Annotated in this window: 16 protein-coding genes; 7 read left to right on the plus strand and 9 right to left on the minus strand. The window is 73.2% G+C overall.

What is annotated here, in order from left to right; translation table 11 throughout:
• Positions 1–142 precede the first annotated feature (142 nt).
• From NQZ70_RS32555 to NQZ70_RS32565, 3 genes are all read right to left on the minus strand, one after another.
• Positions 143–346, minus strand: coding sequence for a hypothetical protein (locus tag NQZ70_RS32555; RefSeq protein WP_129577707.1), 204 nt, complete (start codon positions 344–346; stop codon positions 143–145).
• A gap of 958 nt (positions 347–1,304) precedes the next feature.
• Positions 1,305–2,150, minus strand: a complete 846-nt coding sequence (locus tag NQZ70_RS32560; RefSeq protein ID WP_129577708.1) for a hypothetical protein — start codon at positions 2,148–2,150, stop codon at positions 1,305–1,307.
• 113 nt (positions 2,151–2,263) lie between these two features.
• Positions 2,264–3,583 (minus strand): flavohemoglobin expression-modulating QEGLA motif protein, encoded by a 1,320-nt coding sequence (locus NQZ70_RS32565; RefSeq protein WP_272826117.1) that lies wholly within the window; start codon positions 3,581–3,583, stop codon positions 2,264–2,266.
• Positions 3,584–3,844: 261 nt separating this feature from the next.
• On the opposite strand from NQZ70_RS32565, the gene NQZ70_RS32570 reads away from it, so the two are divergent.
• The 4 genes from NQZ70_RS32570 (at position 3,845) to NQZ70_RS32585 (ending at position 6,692) form a co-directional block, all read left to right on the plus strand.
• Positions 3,845–4,795 (plus strand): sigma-70 family RNA polymerase sigma factor, encoded by a 951-nt coding sequence (locus NQZ70_RS32570; RefSeq protein ID WP_129577709.1) that lies wholly within the window; start codon positions 3,845–3,847, stop codon positions 4,793–4,795.
• Positions 4,796–4,945: 150 nt separating this feature from the next.
• Positions 4,946–5,437, plus strand: coding sequence for a DoxX family protein (locus tag NQZ70_RS32575; RefSeq protein WP_129577710.1), 492 nt, complete (start codon positions 4,946–4,948; stop codon positions 5,435–5,437).
• Between the two features lie 47 nt (positions 5,438–5,484).
• Positions 5,485–5,901: a VOC family protein gene (locus NQZ70_RS32580; RefSeq protein ID WP_129577711.1), complete on the plus strand. Its 417-nt coding sequence runs from the start codon at positions 5,485–5,487 to the stop codon at positions 5,899–5,901.
• A gap of 158 nt (positions 5,902–6,059) precedes the next feature.
• Positions 6,060–6,692, plus strand: a complete 633-nt coding sequence (locus NQZ70_RS32585; protein WP_129577712.1) for a glutathione S-transferase family protein — start codon at positions 6,060–6,062, stop codon at positions 6,690–6,692.
• Between the two features lie 29 nt (positions 6,693–6,721).
• Here the strand turns inward: NQZ70_RS32585 and NQZ70_RS32590 are convergent, their stop codons facing one another.
• The 4 genes from NQZ70_RS32590 to NQZ70_RS32605 form a co-directional block, all read right to left on the minus strand.
• Positions 6,722–7,078, minus strand: a complete 357-nt coding sequence (locus tag NQZ70_RS32590; protein WP_129577713.1) for a helix-turn-helix transcriptional regulator — start codon at positions 7,076–7,078, stop codon at positions 6,722–6,724.
• A 118-nt stretch (positions 7,079–7,196) separates the two neighbouring features.
• Positions 7,197–11,096 (minus strand): ATP-binding protein, encoded by a 3,900-nt coding sequence (locus NQZ70_RS32595; protein WP_129577714.1) that lies wholly within the window; start codon positions 11,094–11,096, stop codon positions 7,197–7,199.
• Between the two features lie 306 nt (positions 11,097–11,402).
• Positions 11,403–12,878 carry a sigma-54 dependent transcriptional regulator gene (locus NQZ70_RS32600; protein WP_129577715.1) on the minus strand — a complete coding sequence of 492 codons (1,476 nt, stop codon included), beginning with the start codon at positions 12,876–12,878 and terminating at the stop codon, positions 11,403–11,405.
• A complete protein-coding gene (locus NQZ70_RS32605) occupies positions 12,875–14,425 on the minus strand; it encodes a HAMP domain-containing sensor histidine kinase (protein ID WP_129577716.1) in 1,551 nt (516 codons plus the stop codon). The genes NQZ70_RS32600 and NQZ70_RS32605 overlap by 4 nt, the downstream gene beginning before the upstream one ends.
• A gap of 301 nt (positions 14,426–14,726) precedes the next feature.
• Between NQZ70_RS32605 and NQZ70_RS32610 the strand changes: the two genes are divergently transcribed.
• From NQZ70_RS32610 to NQZ70_RS32620, 3 genes are all read left to right on the plus strand, one after another.
• Positions 14,727–16,418: a SulP family inorganic anion transporter gene (locus NQZ70_RS32610; protein ID WP_207217546.1), complete on the plus strand. Its 1,692-nt coding sequence runs from the start codon at positions 14,727–14,729 to the stop codon at positions 16,416–16,418.
• A gap of 115 nt (positions 16,419–16,533) precedes the next feature.
• Positions 16,534–17,064: a hypothetical protein gene (locus tag NQZ70_RS32615; protein ID WP_129577718.1), complete on the plus strand. Its 531-nt coding sequence runs from the start codon at positions 16,534–16,536 to the stop codon at positions 17,062–17,064.
• Between the two features lie 243 nt (positions 17,065–17,307).
• Positions 17,308–17,811: an SRPBCC family protein gene (locus tag NQZ70_RS32620; protein ID WP_129577719.1), complete on the plus strand. Its 504-nt coding sequence runs from the start codon at positions 17,308–17,310 to the stop codon at positions 17,809–17,811.
• Positions 17,812–17,864: 53 nt separating this feature from the next.
• Here the strand turns inward: NQZ70_RS32620 and NQZ70_RS32625 are convergent, their stop codons facing one another.
• Together NQZ70_RS32625 and NQZ70_RS32630 are read right to left on the minus strand one after the other, a co-directional pair.
• Positions 17,865–18,236: a DUF4180 domain-containing protein gene (locus NQZ70_RS32625; RefSeq protein ID WP_129577720.1), complete on the minus strand. Its 372-nt coding sequence runs from the start codon at positions 18,234–18,236 to the stop codon at positions 17,865–17,867.
• Positions 18,237–18,927: 691 nt separating this feature from the next.
• A complete protein-coding gene (locus NQZ70_RS32630) occupies positions 18,928–19,050 on the minus strand; it encodes a DUF2935 domain-containing protein (RefSeq protein ID WP_237244249.1) in 123 nt (40 codons plus the stop codon).
• Between the last annotated feature and the right edge of the window lie 137 nt (positions 19,051–19,187).

The raw sequence follows: 19,187 nt of genomic DNA on the forward strand, positions 1-19,187 counted from the left end.
GCCCAATCGCGATCGCAGCCGGGAGGGCGCCGCCGGAGGGCGCGCAATCGCGGGAATCACGGGCTTCCGCACCCCGCGCCGCCGGAGCGCGGGGCCGGGCCGCCGCCCGGGCCCGCGCTCCGGCGGGGAGCCGTCGCGGGCTCTACCGCACGCCCATGCGGCGGCGCTGCGGGATGTTCACCGCCGGCCGGGAGCGATCCAGGTTGGGGAGCGCGCGCGGCGGGCGGGGATCCCGGTGCGCGGGCTTCTGCGCGGGGAGCTGCCCTCGCTGAGCCGGGCGCTGGTCGGGCGACTTGGCCGAGCCCAGCGCGAGATCGGAGACGGGGAGATGCGCGCGTCGCTGCATAGAATCCTCCATGGAATCGGTCATCAACACATCGGGAAGAGCACCCAGGCTGAAAGAAACCTTCGAAGAACCGGCTCTCATACACCCTCCATTCATCGTGCGACCCCGGACTCAGGACGGATCGAACCCGCGAGGGACGCTGGCTCTCTGGGCCTCTCCCTGCTCGCTCGACCGGCGCTCTCTCGACGCAACTCCGCCGTTCGTCGGGACGGGACGGTCCGCCTCGCCGCACGCTCCCCGTCGAGACGACTCAGCGTCTCGACGTCAGGAGAGATGACGATTCGGCCCGTCGCGCCACGACGGCTCGGTGCTTCGAGCGCGCGGCCAGCGAGCGCGGGACGATCGCCAGGAGATCACGAATCTCCCGGCCATCGACCTCCAGCGCCTCGGGCTCGTCCGCTCGTCGCCCCCGCTCCGTCCAGCGCACACACGACGCGAGCTCGCGCGGGGAACCGCGGGCCGCTGTCGTGGCTGCTCATGCGCGACAACACAGGGTGGGACGCCGTGCCTACCTGGGCAACAGGCGTTCATCTCTTCCTACGCCGAGTAGCTACTACCCTGAGTAGGCCCCTGAGGGTCCGCGCAACGGAGCGGTGGTTTCAGCGAGAGATGCGCATGGTGGACGCGGGCTACGCGTCGAGAGGGACACTAGCACTCGACCTCGATCTTGCCCAGCACTTTTTGTGGAGGAGGGCTGTCCTGCTGCGAGCCTCGCGTCGGCTCGCGGCCCCACGCCGCGGACATCGACGATGGATATCGCTGAGCTGGAGACACCGGCGCTCGTGCTCGATCGCGCGCGCCTCGACCGCAACCTCGAGCGCATGGCACGCCGCTGCGGATCCTGCCCAACCACGCTTGCGCGACCGCCGCGCAGCGCGCGCGGTACCATGTCGTGGCCGGGGGACGGCGATCGAGGCGGTGCGGGAGCGCTCCGGCGGGTGGTGATGGCGCCCGGCGCTCAGAACGCGACGCGCAGCCCCGCGCTCAGGGGGCCTGCGCCGGGCGACGCGGCCACGGCGCCCGGACCGACGAGGAGCCGCGCGACGGCGGGCGCGCTCGGCGCGTCGTCTCGCCGCACCCGCCGCTTGCCGAACACGTAGAGCGGCAAGCCGACGGCGACCCCGGCCACGCCGCCGAGCGCGGTGGCGATCGCCACCTCGGACGCCTCGGCGCGCGCGGCGCTGCTGTCGTCGTGGCTCGCGAAGACCAGCACGGCGCCGCTGAGGATGGCGGCGCCGCCCAGGGTCGTGAGGACGAGCCCCGAGATCACCATGACCGGGCTGTTCCACTCCGTCGTCCGCTCCTCGAAGTCGCGGAACGCCGCCCTCGCCGCCGCGAGCTCCAGCTCGATCCGGCGCTGCTCGGCGCGCCGCTCGTCCGCGGAGCCGATCTCGTGGACGCGGCGGGCCTGGCCCTCCAGCGCCGCGATGCGCGCCTCGTGCGCGGCGGCGGTCTCCTCCCACGTGGCCCCGGGCGGGACCCCCGCCACGGCCGGCGCGACAGCGGGCGCCGGCGCCGGGGTCGAGGCGGGCGCCGCGGGCGGCGCGGGCGGCTCCGCGGCCACGGAAGGCGCCGCCGCCGCGGGAGGCGCGGGCGGCTCCGCGGCCACGGAAGGCGCGGCCGCCGCGGGAGGCGCGGGCGGCTCCGCGGTCACGGAAGGCGCGGCCGCCGCGGGAGGCGCGGGCGGCTCCGCGGCCACGGAGAGCGCGGGCGCCGCGGCAGCCAGGCCCAGCGCCCACGCGACGACACGACGGCGCGCCGCAGCCGCGCGCGGGCGCGCGATGCGGAGGTGGACCTGCTCCATGCGCGCAGCGTCGCCCCTCGACAGGGCCGGGTCAAGGCGCGGGCGTCCGAGAGCACGAGACCTTCGCTCCGCAGGAAACAGGCGCGCCGGCGGTCCGCGCGCCGGCTCGCCGCTCACGCCTCGCGCGGCCGGCCGCGGCGCCGCCCCCCCTCCCCGGCCGGCCGCGCGTCGGCGGCCACGCGGAGCAGCTCCTGGAAGTGCCGCTCCACCGGGCCGAGGTCGATGCCGTCCATGAACGACGTGAACGCGAAGTACGGCAGCAGCGTCTGCCAGGCGCGCAGCCAGCCCGGGAGGTAGCGCGGCCGCTCCAGCACGCCGGCGGCGCGCAGCTCCGCCAGCACCGCGATGTCGTCGAGCGCGATCCGGCCGCACACGAGCAGCTCCACCTCGTCGCGCAGCCCGCCGCGAAGGACCGCGGCCAGGAAGGCGTAGACCTCGAGCAGCCCGGCCAGGTAGCAGGCGTCCTTGGTGAACGGCGCGCCGCCCTCGACGAGCCCGCCGCGGCACACGCGCTGGGCGTCGAAGTAGGCGTCGCGGCGCTCGGCGCCGCGCTCGCGCAGGTGGCGGTAGAGATCGAGGAAGCTCGCGCCCTGCTCGGCCATGTCCACGAGCCGCACCCGCTCGGCGAGCCGGGTGAGGCGGCCGATGGAGAGCGAGCGGCTGTAGAGCTCGGCGAAGATCGCGAGCCCCTCCTGCGTGCGCGTGGTGCGGGGGCCGCCCGAGCGCAGGAACGCGCACCGCGGCTGCGCCGCGCCGTTGTGCGCGGTGAGCGCGTGCGTCTCGACCTCGTGGTGCCACAGCCCCTCGGCCTCCCAGGCCGCGAAGGTCGCCTCCGGCCGGATGCGGACCCGGCTCATGCCGGCGACCACCTTGGCCGTGATGCGCGGGTCGACGGTGATCTCGAGGTCGAGCCGCGGCGCCCGGCCGGCCACGCGGGCGGCGAGCATGTCCCGGAGCGCGCCTGCATCGAGCGGCTCCTCCTCGGGATCGCTGGCCTCGTCCCAGCCGTGGACGCGCAGGCGCTCGGTGAGGTGCTCGGCGAGGTCGATGTTCCTGAGCGAGCTGCCGAAGAACCGCGAGCGCGCGCCGCCGTAGAGCTCCTGCGACCGCGCGGAGAACGCGGCCGTGCCCGCGGCCTCGAGCAGCTCCGCGGCCTGGATCTGCGCGCGGACGTTGTCCCGCAGCCAGTCGAGCGCCGGCGCGTCCCCGTCGATGGAGGCGAGGAGCTCGCGCAGCTCGGCGACGCGCCGCGCGAGCCCGTCGCGATCGACGCGGTACTCGACCTCGGGGAGGCGGTCCTCGCCGGCGGCGAAGAAGCGCTCCTCCACCTCCCGCGGCCAGGCGATGTCCTCGAGCAGCTTGAGGGCCTTGCCCTCCGCCAGGCGGCCGCCGACCCGATCGAGCTGCTCCAGCACGGCGCGGTCGATGCTCATCGATCGCAGGATCGCCGAAACCGCGAGACGCCGGAACCATCATTCCCTCGACGAGGCAGCGATTGCCATCTTCCGTCGCTTTTTGGAGCGCCGTCGTCGCGTTCGCCTGCGGGCTCCGGCGATCCAGCGCGGTTGCACGCAGCGAGGGTGTTCCGGGGCTGGCTCGAGAGCGTCCTTTGGCCCACACCCGAGACACGAATGCTCCGCGCCGAGCACGGTTGACCGTGGACCCGCCGGAGAGCCGATGATACGGTCCGGCCGATGTCGGAGAGTGTAGCTCAACTCGAAGAACACCGCGCGGCGCTCACCGGACACTGCTACCGGATGCTGGGTTCGGTGGTCGACGCCGACGACGCCGTCCAGGAGACGATGGTGCGCGCCTGGCGGAGCCTCGATAAGTTCGACGGGCGCTCGTCGCTGCGCACCTGGCTGTACCGCATCGCGACGAACGTCTGCATCGACCTGCGGGCCGACCGCGCGCGCCGGGCGCGCCCCATCGAGGAAGGCCCGGTCGGCACCGTGGACGACACGCTCGAGACGCGCCCGCGCACCCACTGGCTGGAGCCCGTCCCCGACGCGCACGCCCTGCCGGCGGACATCGACGCCGCGGAGCGGGCGATGCTCCGCCAGAGCATCCGCCTCGCGTTCGTCGCGGCGCTCCAGCACCTGCCGCCGAAGCAGCGCGCCGCGCTGCTGCTCACGGAGGTGCTCGGCTGGTCCGCCGCGGAGGTCGCCGACAGCCTCAACACCTCGGTCGCCGCGATCAACAGCGCGCTCCAGCGCGCGCGGGCGACGCTCGCGAGCCGCGATCTCGGCGACGCGCGCCCCTCGCTGCCGGAGCCGCAGTCCGCGCTGCTCGACCGCTACGTCAACGCCTTCGAGCGGTACGACGTCGACGCGCTCACGGCGCTGCTGCACCAGGACGCGACCCTGTCGATGCCGCCGTTCACCCTGTGGCTCCGCGGCCACGAGTCGATCCGCGCCTGGTTCCTCGGCCCGGGAGCGGGCTGCCGCGGGTCGCGGCTGATACCGACGGCGGCGAGCGGCTCGCCCGCGTTCGCGCAGTATCGCCCGGCGCCGGAGGGCGGCCATCGGGCCTGGGCGCTCATCGTCCTCGACGTCGCGGGGGACCGCATCGTCAGCATGACGTCCTTCCTCGACACCGAGACGCTCTTCCCGCGGTTCGGCCTGCCGCTCGATCTACCGGCGTAGCCGCGGGCGCCCTGCCTGCCTAACCGCGGCGCCCTCCCGGCCTGGCCACGGGCGCCCGGCCAGCGACGGGGCGACGATTTTTTTCTGAGCGACCGATGAGTCCTGACGGGGCCGGGGGTCTACGGGGGTGAATCCAACACGGAGGCACCCATGACCGTCACCATCGCCAGCATCGATCATCGTGACCAGGATCTCGTGACCCGGCCCCAGGCCAAGGCGCCGGCCCGCGCGGCGGCGCCCGACGCGGCGCCGTCCAGGCGAGCCGTGTGGGCGGGCCGCGTCCTGAGCGGGCTGGCCACGCTGTTCCTGACGTTCGACGCCGCGGTGAAGGTGCTGAAGCTGTTCCCCGCGGAGGCGTCGACCGCCGAGCTCGGGTTCCCGGCGCACCTCGTCCCCACCCTCGGCTACCTCCAGCTCGTTTGCCTCGTGGCCTACCTGATCCCGCGCACCGCGGTGCTCGGCGCGATCCTGTGGACCGGCTACCTGGGCGGCGCGATCGCGATCCACGTGCGGGTCGAGAACCCGCTCTTCAGCCACACGCTCTTCCCCATCTACGTCGCCGCGTTCCTCTGGGCGGGGCTCTGGCTGCGCGACCGCCGCGTGCGCGCGCTGACCGCGAGCCCGTCGTCGCAGGGCCGATGAGCTTCACGTTTCACGAGAGTCCATCACGGTAAAAGGAGAAGCGAGCCATGACCACAAAGAACCCCCGCAAGCTCTTCGTCAACCTGTCCGTCCGCGACCTGAAGCGATCGATGGAGTTCTTCAGCAAGCTCGGGTTCGAGTTCAACCCGCAGTTCACGGACGAGAAGGCCGCCTGCATGGTCGTCAGCGAGGAGGCCTATGTCATGCTCCTCGTGGAGTCGTTCTTCAAGACGTTCATGAAGAAGGAGATCTGCAGCACGAGCACGCACACCGAAGGGCTCTTCGCGCTCTCGTGCAGCAGCCGGGCCGAGGTCGACGACATGGTGAAGAAGGCGGTCGCGGCGGGCGGGTCGCACGCGATGGATCCGCAGGATCACGGCTTCATGTACGGATGGAGCTTCTACGATCCGGATGGCCACCACTGGGAGGTCATGTGGATGGATCCCAAGGCGATCCAGCCGTAGCCGGCGGGGCGCGGGCGCGCCGCCTGGAAGAGCCCCATGAGGGCGGGGAGGTGGGGAGATCATCGTCCGTTCTCCCCGCCTCCCCGCCTCCATGCCCCGGGCCGAACCACGGCCAGCCCGCCCCTCGAATCCCTGAGTCGCGATCCAGGAGGCCGCCGATGATCAAGGTCTACAACTTCGCGCGCGGGGCCCGCGGTCTGCGGGTGATGTGGCAGTGCGAGGAGATGGGTTTGCCCTACGAGGTCGAGACGGTCTCGTACCCGCCGAGCGAGGCCTATCGCGCGCTGCACCCGCTCGGCAACGTGCCGTTCCTCGAGGACGAGGGCGGCGTGGCGATCCACGAGTCCGTCGCGATGATGCTTTACCTGGCGCAGAAATACGGGCCCACGCCCCTCTTGCCCGACAAGGACGATCCGGCGCTCGCGCGCGTGCTGCAGATGACCGTGTTCGGCGAGGCTGCGATCGGGGCGGGCGTCAACGCCCTGCTGACGGCGCATTTCGGCGCGCCGGAGGCGGACAAGCGCAACTGGTCGGTCGTCGCGCACGAGGCGAACGTCGAGCGGGCCCTGCGCTTCGCGGCCGACCTGCTCGGCGACAGGCCGTTCCTCGCCGGGGAGCGCCTCACGCTCGCCGACATCTCGGTGAGCACCGCGATCGGGATCGTTCGCGGCGCGCTCGGCAAGGCGCTGCCCGACGAGCTCGCCGCCTACCAGGAGCGAATCGCCGCACGGCCGGCGCTCGAGCGCGCGCGCGCGAGGTGCCGCGGCCAGGAGGGCCCGGCGCGCGCCTGAGCGCGACGCGGGCTCGTCCCCCCTCTGCCCTAGCGCTTCGGGCGCTCCCCCTTGCCCTCCCGTTCCTTCAGCTCCTCCAGCAGGTCGTCGAGGCGCTCGTAGCTGCCCTCCCAGAAGCGCTTGTAGTTGTCGAGCCAGCCGCTGGCGTCCTCGAGCGGCTTGGCCTCGATCCGGCAAGGCCTGCGCTGCGCATCGCGGCCGCGCGAGATCAGACCCGCGCGCTCCAGCACCTTGAGGTGCTTGGAGATCGCGGGCTGGCTCATCGCGAACGGCTTCGCCAGCTCGGTCACCGACGCCTCGCCGGACGCGAGGCGCGCGAGGATCGCTCGCCGTGTCGGATCGGCGAGCGCAGCGAACGTTGCGTCGAGGCGCTCGGATGGGGTCATTGCATAACTCCTTGGTATAAAAACCATTTAGTTATACAATCTGGGGCCCGGACCGTCAAGCCTCCAGGCGATGGCGGCTCGGCCCGGGGGCTCCGCTCGCGTCACGCGCGCCGCGCGGCTACGTGCGCAGCGCGGTGAGCACGTCCTGCAGCGTGGCGCCGACCACGGGCTTGGTCAGGTGCAGGTCGAAGCCGGCCCGCCTGGACCTGGCCTGATCGTCGGGCCCGCCATAGCCCGAGAGCGCCACCAGGTAGAGCGCGTCGCCGCCCGGCGCGGCCCGCGCCCGGCGCGCGACCTCGTAACCGTCGATGCCGGGCAAGCCGATGTCCACGAAGGCCACCTCGGGGCGCAGGTCCAGAAGCTTCTTCACACCCTCCAGCCCGTCCACCGCCACCGTCACCTCGTGCCCCAGCGCCTCGATGTACGCCCGCATCACCCGGCGCACGTCCTCCGCGTCCTCCACGACGAGCACCCGGCGCCGGCCGGCCGCCGCCTCGGGCGCCTCGGCGCGCTGCGCCGGAGGCGGCGGCGGCTCGTCGCGCGGCGCGAGCGGCGGCCCCTCGCGCGGCACGGGCGGCCCGGCGCTCGAGGCAGGCTGCGGCGCCGCCCGCGGGCCGAGCGGCAGGCGCACCGTGAACTCGCTGCCCTGGCCCGGCCCGGCGCTCGCCGCGGCCACGCTGCCGCCGTGCAGCTCCAGGAGCCGCCGCACCAGCGTGAGCCCGAGCCCCAGCCCGCCCGTGCTCCGGTCGATGGTCTGGTCGACCTGCGTGAACAGATCGAACACCTTCTCGAGCATCGCCGCCGGGATGCCGCGGCCCGTGTCGCGCACCCGCAGCACGGCCTCGGGCGCGCCGACCGCCGCCTCGCGCGTGAGGCGCACCGAGATCGAGCCCCCCGGCGGGGTGTACTTCGCGGCGTTGGTCAGGAGGTTCGTCACCACCTGCTCCAGCCGCGTCGCGTCGGCCCGCATGCCGAAGTCCCCGGGCCCCACCGACAGCGACACGTCATGGCGCCGGGCCTCGACGGCCGGCCTCACCGCGGCGGCGGCGCTCTGCACCACCGCCGCGAGATCGACGTCCTCGAGGCGCAGCTCCACCGTGCCCCGCGTGATGCGCGACACGTCGAGCAGATCGTCCACCAGCCGCACGAGGTGGCCCATCTGCCGCCGCGCGATCTCCCGGTAGCGCGCCGACGCGGGCCCGTCGCCGTCCGCGTCGTCGAGCAGCGTCAGCGACAGGCTGATCGAGGCCATCGGGTTCCGGAGCTCGTGCGCGAGCATCGCGAGGAACTCGTCCTTGCGCTGATCGGCGAGCTTCAGCGCCTCGACGAGCGCCTCCACGCGCCTCCGGGCGCGCACCTGGTCGGTCACGTCGAACGCGAACACGAAGACGCCCTCGATCGCCCCGTCGCGATCGCGCATCGGCTGGTAGACGAAGTTGAAGAACACCTCCTCCGTCGTGCCGTCGCCCCGGCGGTCGAGCCGCACCGGGAGCTCCTTGCCGACGATGGGCTCGCCGGTGCGGACCACCGCGTCGAGGAGCTCCCAGATGCCCTGTCCCTCGAGCTCGGGCAGGGCGGCCCGGATGGGCTCGCCCACGAGCGCTCGACCGCCGACGAGCTGCTGGTAGAGCGGGTTGACCACCTCGAAGACGTGCTCCGGCCCGCGGAGGATGGCGATGGGCCCCGGGGCCTGCATGAAGAGGTCGTTCAGGTACTGGCGCTGCCCCTCGGCCTCGCGCCGGCGGCGCGCGAGCTCCACGTGGATGCGGACCCGCGCGAGGAGCTCCTTCGCGGAGAACGGCTTCACGAGGAAGTCGTCGGCGCCGGCCTCGAGGCTGTCGACGCGCGCCTCCTCGCCCGCGCGCGCGGAGAGCATCACCACGGCGACGCCGCGGGTGCGATCGTCGGCGCGCAGCGCCCTGAGCAGGCCGAAGCCGTCGAGCCGCGGCATCATCACGTCGGTGAGCACGAGATCCGGCGGGTGGGCGCGGGCGCGCTCCAGGGCGGCTCGACCGTCGGCCACGGCCTCCACCGTCCACCCCTCCGCCACGAGCAGCCGCAGCGCGTACTCGCGCATGTCCGCGTTGTCGTCGGCGACGAGGATGCGCCCCGGCAGCCGCCCGGCCGGCCCCTCGCCCGCCGGCCGGGACGCCGGCGCCTGCTCGCCGCGGAGCCACTGCGCGGCCTCGTCGAGGAAGGGCGCGGCGTCCCGCCCCCCCGCGACCGGCGCCGAGGCCGGCGCGACGCGGTCCTCGGGCAGGTGCGCCTTGCCGAGCGGGATGGACACCGTGAAGCGGCTGCCCTCGCCCAGGCGGCTCTCCACGGCCACGGCGCCGCCGTGGAGCTTCGCCAGCTCCTGCACCAGGGCGAGGCCGATGCCGCTGCCCTCGTAGCTGCGGCCCCTGGCCCCCTCGACGCGGTGGAACCGCTCGAACACGTGCGGCAGCTCGGCCTCCGGGATGCCGGTGCCGGTGTCCGCGACCGACAGGACGGCCCGCCCGCCGGCCGCCTCCAGCGAGACCCGGACGCCCCCCGTGAAGGTGAACTTGAAGGCGTTCGAGACGAGGTTGAGCACGATCTTCTCCCAGAGCTCCCGGTCGACGTAGGCCGGCTCGGCGAGCGGCGGGCAGTCCACCGTGAGGGAGAGGCCGGCCCGCTCCAGGAGCGAGCGGAACGAGCTCGCCAGGTCCGCGGTGAAGGAGCCGAGATCGGTCGGCTGGTAGCTCGCCTGGATGCGGCCCGCCTCGATGCGCGAGAAGTCGAGCAGCGTGTTGACGAGCCGGAGGAGCCGGAGGCTGTTGCGGTGCACGATCGCGAGGCGCTCGCGCTGCCGGGGAGGCAAAGGCTGCTCGGCGTCCGCGAGGCCGTCCTCCACCGGCCCGAGGATCAGCGTCAGCGGCGTCCGGAACTCGTGGCTGACGTTGCCGAAGAAGGCCGTCTTCGCGCGGTCGAGCTCGGCGAGCGCCTGCAGCCGGCGCTGCTCCCCCTCGCTGGCCCGGGCGCTCTGGATCGCCGTCGCGCAGTGGCCGGCCACGAGCCGCAGGAAGGCGCGGTAGTCGTCGTCCAGCACGAGCCGGGGGCTGACGCCGGCGACGAGGAACCCGGCCGGCCGCCCGCCGGCGCCGGCGCGGGGGAGCGGCAGCACCACCGCCCGGCGCGCCGCGTCCGGCCACGGCCCTCCCGGGAGGGGGCCGACGCCCGCGGGCAGCTCGGCGAGATCCACCTCCGCTTCCTCACGCAGCGCGCGATGCAGCGGCCACACCGCGCCGGAGGCCGCGGCGTCGAGGCTCGCCGCCGCCGGCGCGGCGGCGTGGCCCGGGTCGAGCCCGGCGGTCGCCGCGAGGCGGGCCTGCGCGCCGCCCTCGTCGGCGAGATAGAGCAGCGCGAACGGCAGGTCGCGCCCGGCCTCCGCCACGGTGCCCATCATGACGCGACAGGCATCCTCGACGTTCTTGGCGTCGGCCACCCTCGCCCCGAGCGTCGCGAGGAGCTTCAGCCGGCGCTGCCCGAGGATGTGCCCGGTGCTCTCGGAGCACGCCACGAAGACGCCTGCGACAGCGCCTCTCTCGTCCCGGATGGGGCTGTAGCCGTAGTTGAAATAGCACTCTTCGAGGAAGCCATTCCGATCGAGGATGAGCAGGCCGTCCCAGAGGTACGTGGCCCCTCCTGCGAAGACCTTCTCGATCATCGGCTCGATGACGTCCCAGATCTCCATCCAGCACGCGCGCCCCGCTTGGCCCATGGCGGCCGGGTGCTTCTTGGAGCCGAGGATGGGGCGATAGCCGTCGTTGTAGAACTGGATCAGCTCGCGGCCCCACCAGAGGAACATGGGGTGCTCGGACGAGAGCAGGATGGAGAGCGCGGTGCGCAGCGACTGGGGCCACGCCTCGACGGGGCCGAGCGCCGTCCGCGACCAGTCGATCGAGCGGATGAGCGCCCCCATCTCCCCGCCGCCCGAGAGCGCGGCGCCGGCCGGGTTCAGCCCGTCTCCGGCGCTCGCCGCCTCACCCCGGCTCATGCCGGCCTCCGCTCCCGTCCGCGATCGAGGTGGCTCGCGCGCTGTCCCGTCATGGCGACCGTTCGCTTTGTACCACACCCCCATGGCCCGGCGGCCTCCGGCGCCCCGCGCTGCGCGGCTCGAGCGCGCTTCAACGGATGAGTTCGTCAGAGGCTCTGTCGCGCTGGAGGTCACGTATGGACGTCAAAGAAGCCGTGCGAAAGCAGCTCGACGGGACCTGGCGTTACCTCATCGATCACCCCGCCGGCGACGACACGCCCCGATAGCGGCGCTGCCGGGCGCCGCGCGCCGCGCCCGCGCGCGGCGTCACTCCTTGAAGCTGGCGGAGGAGAGACCGTGCTTGCGGAGGAGGTCGTAGAAGTCCGTCCGGTTCCTGCCGGAGAGCTTCGCGGCCGCGCTGACGTTGCCGTTGGCGCGGCGGAGCACCTCGACGAGGTAGGCGCGCTCGAACGTGTCGCGCGCCTCCTTGAGCGACGGGAGCGCCGAGCCGGGATCGCCGAAGGCCACCGACAGGACCTCGCCCGCGGCGTCCGGGATGCCCGGCGGCTCGGCGTCCTCGGGCTCCGCGCCGCTCGACCAGCCGTCCAGCTTGCGGGCGGGGGGGACGAGCAGCGTGCTGAGGTCCTGCGGCTGCAGGCGCTCGCCGCGGCAGAGCAGGACGGCGCCTTCCATGACGTTGGCGAGCTCGCGGACGTTGCCGGGCCAGGGGTGCGCGAGGAGCACGCGCAGGGCCTCGGGGGAGAGCTTTGGCTCGGAGAGGCCGTGGCGGGCGGCAGCGCGGGAGAGGAACACCTCGCAGAGCAGGGGGATGTCCTCCACCCGCTCGCGGAGCGGGGGCATGACGATGGGGACGACGTGCAGGCGATAGAAGAGATCCTCGCGGAAGCGGCCGTCGCGGACCTCGGTGAGGAGATCGCGGTTGGTCGCGGCGACGACGCGGACGTCGACCTCTTCCTCGTTCAGCGAGCCGACGCGGGTGATGCGGCGCTCCTGCAGCACGCGGAGGAGCTTCACCTGGACCGCGGGAGGGGCGTCGCCGATCTCGTCGAGCAGGAGGGTGCCCCCGTTGGCGGAGGCGAAGAGGCCCTCCTTGTCGCGCGTGGCGCCGGTGAACGCGCCGCGCACGTAGCCGAACAGCTCGCTCTCCAGGAGCTCGGCCGGCAGGGCGCTGCAGTTGACCGCGACGAACGGCTTGCCGCGGCGCTGCGAGAGGCCGTGGAGCGAGCGCGCCGCGAGCTCCTTGCCGGTGCCGGACTCGCCGAGCAGGAGGACGGTGGCGTCGGTGGGGGCGACGCGGGAGATGATCTCGCGGACGGCGGCGATGCGGTCGCTCGTCCCGAGCAGGCGCAGCTCGTCGCTCTGGGCGCCGATGATGCGGCGCAGGCCGGCGACCTCGCGGCGGAGCGAGCTGCTCTCGACCGCGTGCGCGAGCTTCTGGAGCAGATCGAGGTCGTGGAACGGCTTCGTGAGGAAGCCGTACGCGCCCCGCCTCATCGCCTCGACGGCGATCTCGATGGTGCCGTGGGCCGTGAGGATGACCACGGGCACGTCGGGGGAGCGCTTCTGCACCTCGCTGAGCACGTCGAGCCCGTCGCAGTCGTCGAGGCGGAGATCGACGATCATCGCGTCGACGGGCTCGCGGGAGAGGGCGGCGATGCCCCCGGCGCCGGTCAGCTCCGTGGTGACCCGGTAGCCGTGGTGCTCGAGGCGGAAGGCGAGCAGCTCGCAGAGGTGCGGCTCGTCGTCGACGATGACCACGTGGGGCTTTCGGGCAGGGCTCATGGAACCGCGGGAAGGGGGTGTAGCGCAGCGGCGGCTTGCTCGGAAGATCGCTCGGTCGAGAGCGGCAGCCAGAGGCGGAAGGTGGCCCCCGCGGCGCGGTCGCCCTGGGCCGCGCCGGCGGCGGCGCTCGCGGCGTGATCGTCGAGCTCCAGATCGCCGCCGTGGGCGCGGGCGATCTTGCGGGAGAGGGCCAGGCCGAGGCCGATGCCGACGCGCTTCGGGGAGTTCGCGACCGGCTGCGTCTTGAACTCCTCGAAGAGCGACTGCCGGATCTCCCCGGGGACGCCGGGGCCCTGATCGGTGACGCTGATCATCACCCGCCGGCCGGACCGGCCGCCCCTCGTGTCCTCGACCAGCTCGCGCCGCACGAGCACCTGCTGGCCGGGCCTGGAGACGGAGGCGGCGTTGCGCACCAGGTTCGCGACGGCGCGCTCGACCAGGGCCACGTCGAGGCTGCACGGGGGGACGTCGCCCGGCGTCTCGACCTCGATGGTGACGCCGCGCTCGCGCGCCTCCGCCTCCTCGTCGCGCACGGCGCTGCGGATCAGATCGTCGATGGAGGAGCCGTCCTGGAGGCGGATGGGGGAGCCGGCGCTGAGGCGGGAGAGGTCGAGCAGGGTGGTCACCATGCGGATCTCGCGCTCGCAGGCGACGCGGGCGATGTGGAGGATGCGGGTCTGACGCTCGCTCAGCGCGCCCCCGCCGACGCCGTCCTCGAGCAGGGAGATCGCCTCGCGGATCTTCGTGAGCGGGGTGCGCAGCTCGTGGGAGACGGAGGCGAGGAAGCCCTGCTTGAGCGTCTCGATCTCGGCGAGGCGCCTGCGCATCGTCTCGATCTCCAGGGCGAGGTCGCGCACCTCGGCGGGGCCGCGCACCTCGGCGGCCGCGTCGAACTGGCCCTTGCCGAGGCGCTGCGCCTGCGTGGCGATGGCCGCGAGCGGCTCGGTGACGGTGCGCGCGATCCGGTGCGCGAGGAGCGCGGCGACGACGCAGGCGGCGATGGCGATGGCGAGGCCGTTCGAGAGCGCCGAGGCGCTGGCGCCGCGGGCGTCCTCCTCCTTGGAGCGGACGCGGGCCTGGAGCTCGCCGATGCGCAGGACCCACGCGTCCGTGAGCTGCTCGTCGAGGCGCACGCGCTCGTGCTGGACGTCGGGGTCGGTGAGGTGGCCGCACGTGCCCCCGTCGAGGGCGCGCTGCGCGAGCTGGAGGTGGCCGTCGATCGACGGGAGCATCGGGTCCGACGGGAGCAAGGCGGGGTCGCCGATCTCCGCCTTCAGCGCGGCGATGCGCGTGCGGAGGATCGGGGCGACCTCGTCCCACGGCGCGCCGCGCGAGCACGCCTCCTGGCCGCGCCGCATCGCGAGCCCCATCGCCCAGGCGGCGTGGTGGAGCGCCGCCTCGCGCCGGAGCTCCTCGGTCTCGTCGCTCAAGAGGTTCTGCAGCGACGAGGTGATCTTGGCGAGCGACCCGAGGACCATGCCGAGGGCGACCAGCATCACGAGCACCGGAGCGGTGTGAGACAGCACGAGTCGGGTCAGGAGGCGCATGCGAGACCCCGACTATGATCTCGCGCGTCATCGAACGCACGAGCCGCCGACATTCCACAATTTTTCGAACACGCGAGACGTCAGGCGCTTCCCTGTGGGAGACCGCCGACACCGTCGGTCGGGCCCCCCAAGCGGGTGTCGGCGGATCCAGACGCCGGACGGCGGCAGCGCGCGGGGACGCGGGATCCGAGCGAGGCGCGGGCCTGGCACATCGCGTGAATTGCGGCGCGCCATGACCCCCTCGTCTACTCTGACAACGACGGCCCAGCCGAACTTCTGGCGTTCGATGTGGGCAGACACGGTGACCTCCTGGAAGGAAATGGTCGCTCCCAGGAGCCTCGCGGACAACCTGCTGAGCGGGCTGACCGTGGCCTTCGTGGCGCTGCCGCTGAACCTCGCGCTCGCGCTGGCGTGCGGATTACCCGCGAGCGCCGGGCTCATCACGGGCGCGGTGACCGGCGTGATCGCGGCGCTCTTCGGCGGATCTCGGCTGCAGGTCACGGGGCCCGAGGTGGCGCTGGTGCCGCTGACCTTCGAGATCTTGCAGCGGCACGGGCCGCACGGGCTCTTATGCGCGACGTTCCTGTGCGGCGTCCTCCAGGTGCTCATGGGCGTCGCGCGGGTGGGTCGGCTCATCCACATGATCCCCGTCTCGGTGATCGGCGGCTTCATGGCCGCGGTGGGGCTCCTGGTCTTCAACTCGCAGCTCCCGCGGCTCTTGGGCCTGCCGGCGGAGATGCGGCTCGCGTCCTCGCTGCCGGGGACGGGCTGGCTCGCGCACGTCGATCCGTTCGCCGTCGGCCTCGGCGCGCTGGTCGTCGCGGCGACGGTGCTCTTGCCGAAGCTGCACCGGCGGCTCCCTGGCGGGCTCATCGGCCTCGGGGCGGCGGTCCTCGCCGTGAGCGCGCTCGGCATCGGCACGGCGTCGGTCGGGCCGATCTCGGCGTCGTTCCCCGCGCCCTCGCTGCCGGCGTTCGACCGCCTCGAGCTCATCGCGATCCTGCCCGAGGCGATCGCGCTGGCGCTGCTCGCGTCGATCGACTCGCTGCTGTCGGCGGTGGCGATCGACGCGCAGAGCAACGCGAAGCGCCACTCGAGCGAGCAGGAGCTGATGGCGCAGGGGGTGGCCAACATGGCGAGCTCGATGATCGGCGGGATGCCGGTCGCGGGCGCGATCGTGCGGTCGTCGGCGGCGCTCCAGTGCGGGGCGACGACGCGGCTCGCGGCGCTCACGCAGTCGGTGACGCTGCTCGGGCTCCTGTACCTGGCGCGGCCGTTCGTGGAGCGGCTGCCGCTCTCGGGGCTCGCCGGCATCCTGCTCGTGGTCGGCTACCGGCTGATCAACTGGCAGCAGGTGCGGCTCATGTGGCGTGTCTCGCGGTTCGAGGCGTTCGTGTTCGTGGCGACGGCCGCGTCGATCGTCGTGACCGATTTCGTCGGCGGGGTGCTGATGGGCCTGGTGCTGTCGCTGGTGCACTTCGCCCACATGCAGCGGCGGGTGGACGTGTCGCTGGTGACGGCGGCCGACGAGCCGGCGGAGATGCCGCGGCTGCTCGAGCTGCCGGCGCGCCGGTCGCTCGGGCCGACGCCGCCCGTCGCGGTGGTGCGGGTGGAGGGGCCGATCTTCTTCGCGTCGCACACGGAGATCAGGTCGCTGGCCGAAGGGGGGCCGCTGCCGCGGCACCTCGTGTTCGATCTCGCGGGGGTGCCGCTCATCGACTGCACGGGCATCGAGGCGTTCCGGGCGTTGCTCGGGCGGCTGCGCGAGCAGGGGACGCGGGCGCTCCTGTCGCGGGCCTCGGATCGCGTGGCGGAGCGGCTGCAGGAGGCGGGGCTCCTCCAGGCGTTCACCGGCGGCCGGGTGTTCTCGACCGTGGCCGAGGCGCTGGAGTCGCTGGACGAGCCCGCGGCCAGGGCGAGCGTGTTCGCGGCGCGACGGCAGCAGCCGGCGCCGCCGCTGCTCCGGCCGGAGGCGCCGGCAGGCGCGTCGTGAGCGCGGGGCGGCGGGGCGCGCGGGCGGCTCGGCGCCGCGCGCCCGGCCTGGAGCGGTGGACCGAGCCACGGACGAAGGTCAGAGGCGCTCCGCGCGTCGGAGCAGGGAGTGGAGCATGTCGACGTGGGGCCCGAGCACGAGGATGAACGCGGGAGCGGAGGGCCGCCCCGGCGCGGGGGGTCTGGTCGCCGGGGCGGCTGCGTTGCCGCCGGCGGGGAGCGGGTCGATGTCGAGCGAGCCGGACGCGGGCGCGGCCCTGGAGGACGGCCGCGAGGGCGGCGAGGAGGTCCAGCCGGCGGCGGCGCGGGCGCTGGCGCAGGCCATGGCGGACGGGTCGCGCGCGCTGGGCGAGTCGATGGTGCTGTGCAGCGTGCTGCTGACGGTGGCGATCGGGTGCCTGGCGTGGTCGGTACCGAGCCCGGGCGCCAGCGCCGGGCTGGCGATCCTGAGCCTCGTGCTCATCAGCGTGGAGCACACGAACGCCCGGGCGAGGTTCCGGCGGGCGGTGGCGCGGGCCGGCGCGGCGCAAGGCCTGACGGCGCCGGAGGCGGAGCGCGCGGCCCGGGCGCTCCTGGAGGCGGGGGAGAGCGCAACCGCGGAGGAGGAGGAGGAGCGCGGCGCGCCCTCCCCGCGCGCATCGCGGTAGGCGGCGGCCGCCCGCGCCGCTGAGGTAGGCAGCAGCCGCCCGCGCATCCAGGGAGGCAGCGGCCACCCGCGCCCCCATCGGCCCCTCGGCCCCGGGCGCGCCGCTCCTGGCGTCCCGCCTTGACAAGCAGGGAACGGCGATGTAATTAACCGAAAGGTTAATTAACCTTTCGGTTTAATATAGGTGCCGGCCCATCTGCGGAGCACCACGTTCAGGGACGGACAGCGCAGGAGGAGAAGAGCCATGGTCGCAACCAGCGCAGCAAACAAGGACAGCTTCCAGGTCACGACGCCGTCGGAACAGGAGATCCTCATGACACGCCTGTTCAATGCGCCGAGGCACCTCGTGTTCGAGGCGATGACGAAGCCCGAGCACGTGAAGCGGTGGTGGGGCTGCCTGGGCACGGGCTACTCGGTGCCCGTCTGTGAGATCGACCTTCGCCCGGGCGGCGCGTGGCGCTTCGTGAACCGCCACCCCCACGGCGAGGCCGCCTTCCACGGCGAGTACAAGGAGATCACGCCGCCGAGCCGGCTCGTGTACACCGAGATCTTCGAGATGTATCCGGACACCGTCTCGCTGGTGACATCGGTGCTCACCGACGAGGGCGGCAAGACGCGCGTCACGACCACGACGCGCTATCCGTCGAAGGAAGTGCGCGACGCGGTCATCGCGTCCGGCATGGAGCACGGCGCGGCCCTCAGCTACGATCGCCTCGAGGACCTTGTCGCGCAGCTGCAGCAGCGCTGAGCCAGGTTGCGGGCTGGCGCGCGCGCGACGCCCGCCCGGATCATCGCCGCGCGTCAGGCCTGCTCTGCATCCGACGTCCGGCGGATCCATTCGACGGCGGCGTCGCGCGTCTCGAACACACCGAAATACGCGCCGCGGCGCTCCTCGGCCAGCATCTCACCGAAACGGCTGCTGAAGCCCGGCCCCCCCGGGGGACACACGACCGCGAGCCGGACCCAGTAATTCCTCAGCTTCTGCAGGATCTCGCCGGCCTCCCGCGAGCTCAGGTCGAAGAAGGCGGCCGGCAGGTTCGCCGCGTAGAGGAGGGCGCACCGCACGCCGTCCGAGAAACAGGCCTCTAGCAGGCAATTGACGTCGCGGTCGCTCGACATGAAGGCCTGGTCCGGCACGCCTTCCACGAACTTCACACCGCCCTCGTCGATCAACGTCAGTTCCATGGCTACCTCGCATGCGGCCTCGACGCCGCGCCCAGCGATCGACGACCGCCGGGCCTGCGCAGGGTAACCTCGGCCGGTCGTCGCTGTACAGACGCCGCACGCCGGGCAGGCCGAGCGCGCCGGCCCTGCTCCCCCGCAGCGAGGCTATCTGCCGGAGAACGGCCCCGGCCAGGGACGACAGCTCGCCAAGCACCTCCAGTAACGCTGATAGCACGCGTACGGCGGAGCAAGCCGGTACGCCACGCAGAAACTAAGCGCACGCTGGCACCTCTGCCTGCAATACCACGACCACGGGAAGGACTGCCTGGAGCTGTCGATGGTCTCGGAGTCCGTCTCCTCAGCAGCCCGAGGCTGACCATCCCCAGCGGCTCCGCCCGACGCCGCTTCCTCTGCGCTGGCCGCGCGCGTCGCGCCAGCGAAGGCCGCCAGCACGCCGAATGCGAGGATTGCCTGAATTCTTCTCGTCGACCCCATGGTCCCCCCCTCCGCGTTGAATCCGCTGCAGACGATGAACGATCGGAGTCGCGCACCGCCTTATGCCCGCGCGACATCTTGTGCGGGCCTCATCGGATGTCCACCCGGCCGGGCGAGGCGGCGCGCTGTCGCCCTTCTTCGCGTCTGAGCGGGCTGTCCATGCTCGCTCGTCGAGGGCAGCCGGCGGGTGGAGGGCCGCGGGGCCTCACCCGGCGCGCCTCACCTCGTCGGAGAACCGCACCGCCTCGCGGAGGACGTGATCGGCCAGCGAGGGAGCGATGATGCTCTTGATGGCGCGGCGAGCGCCGCCGACGAAGCCCGCCGCCACGCACGACACCTACACTTACCCACTTTAGACCCCGTGTCGGTCCAAAAAATTCTTCGCTATCGTCGCCCGGGATGTCGAGACCCCGCCCTCGGCTCCGACCTCCCCATGAACGCGCCCCGATCCCCGGGGCGCCCGCG

This window comes from Sorangium sp. So ce836, from assembly GCF_028553905.1.
Classification (GTDB): Bacteria; Myxococcota_A; Polyangia; order Polyangiales; family Polyangiaceae; genus Sorangium; species Sorangium cellulosum_D.

Bases quoted from the DNA above. Each gene is read 5' to 3' on its own strand.
- NQZ70_RS32555 (WP_129577707.1), bottom strand. From the start codon at position 346: ATGCAGCGACGCGCGCATCTCCCCGTCTCCGATCTCGCGCTGGGCTCG.
- NQZ70_RS32560 (WP_129577708.1), bottom strand. From the start codon at position 2,150: ATGGAGCAGGTCCACCTCCGCATCGCGCGCCCGCGCGCGGCTGCGGCG.
- NQZ70_RS32565 (WP_272826117.1), bottom strand. From the start codon at position 3,583: ATGAGCATCGACCGCGCCGTGCTGGAGCAGCTCGATCGGGTCGGCGGC.
- NQZ70_RS32570 (WP_129577709.1), top strand. From the start codon at position 3,845: ATGTCGGAGAGTGTAGCTCAACTCGAAGAACACCGCGCGGCGCTCACC.
- NQZ70_RS32575 (WP_129577710.1), top strand. From the start codon at position 4,946: ATGACCGTCACCATCGCCAGCATCGATCATCGTGACCAGGATCTCGTG.
- NQZ70_RS32580 (WP_129577711.1), top strand. From the start codon at position 5,485: ATGACCACAAAGAACCCCCGCAAGCTCTTCGTCAACCTGTCCGTCCGC.
- NQZ70_RS32585 (WP_129577712.1), top strand. From the start codon at position 6,060: ATGATCAAGGTCTACAACTTCGCGCGCGGGGCCCGCGGTCTGCGGGTG.
- NQZ70_RS32590 (WP_129577713.1), bottom strand. From the start codon at position 7,078: ATGACCCCATCCGAGCGCCTCGACGCAACGTTCGCTGCGCTCGCCGAT.
- NQZ70_RS32595 (WP_129577714.1), bottom strand. From the start codon at position 11,096: ATGAGCCGGGGTGAGGCGGCGAGCGCCGGAGACGGGCTGAACCCGGCC.
- NQZ70_RS32600 (WP_129577715.1), bottom strand. From the start codon at position 12,878: ATGAGCCCTGCCCGAAAGCCCCACGTGGTCATCGTCGACGACGAGCCG.
- NQZ70_RS32605 (WP_129577716.1), bottom strand. From the start codon at position 14,425: ATGCGCCTCCTGACCCGACTCGTGCTGTCTCACACCGCTCCGGTGCTC.
- NQZ70_RS32615 (WP_129577718.1), top strand. From the start codon at position 16,534: ATGTCGACGTGGGGCCCGAGCACGAGGATGAACGCGGGAGCGGAGGGC.
- NQZ70_RS32620 (WP_129577719.1), top strand. From the start codon at position 17,308: ATGGTCGCAACCAGCGCAGCAAACAAGGACAGCTTCCAGGTCACGACG.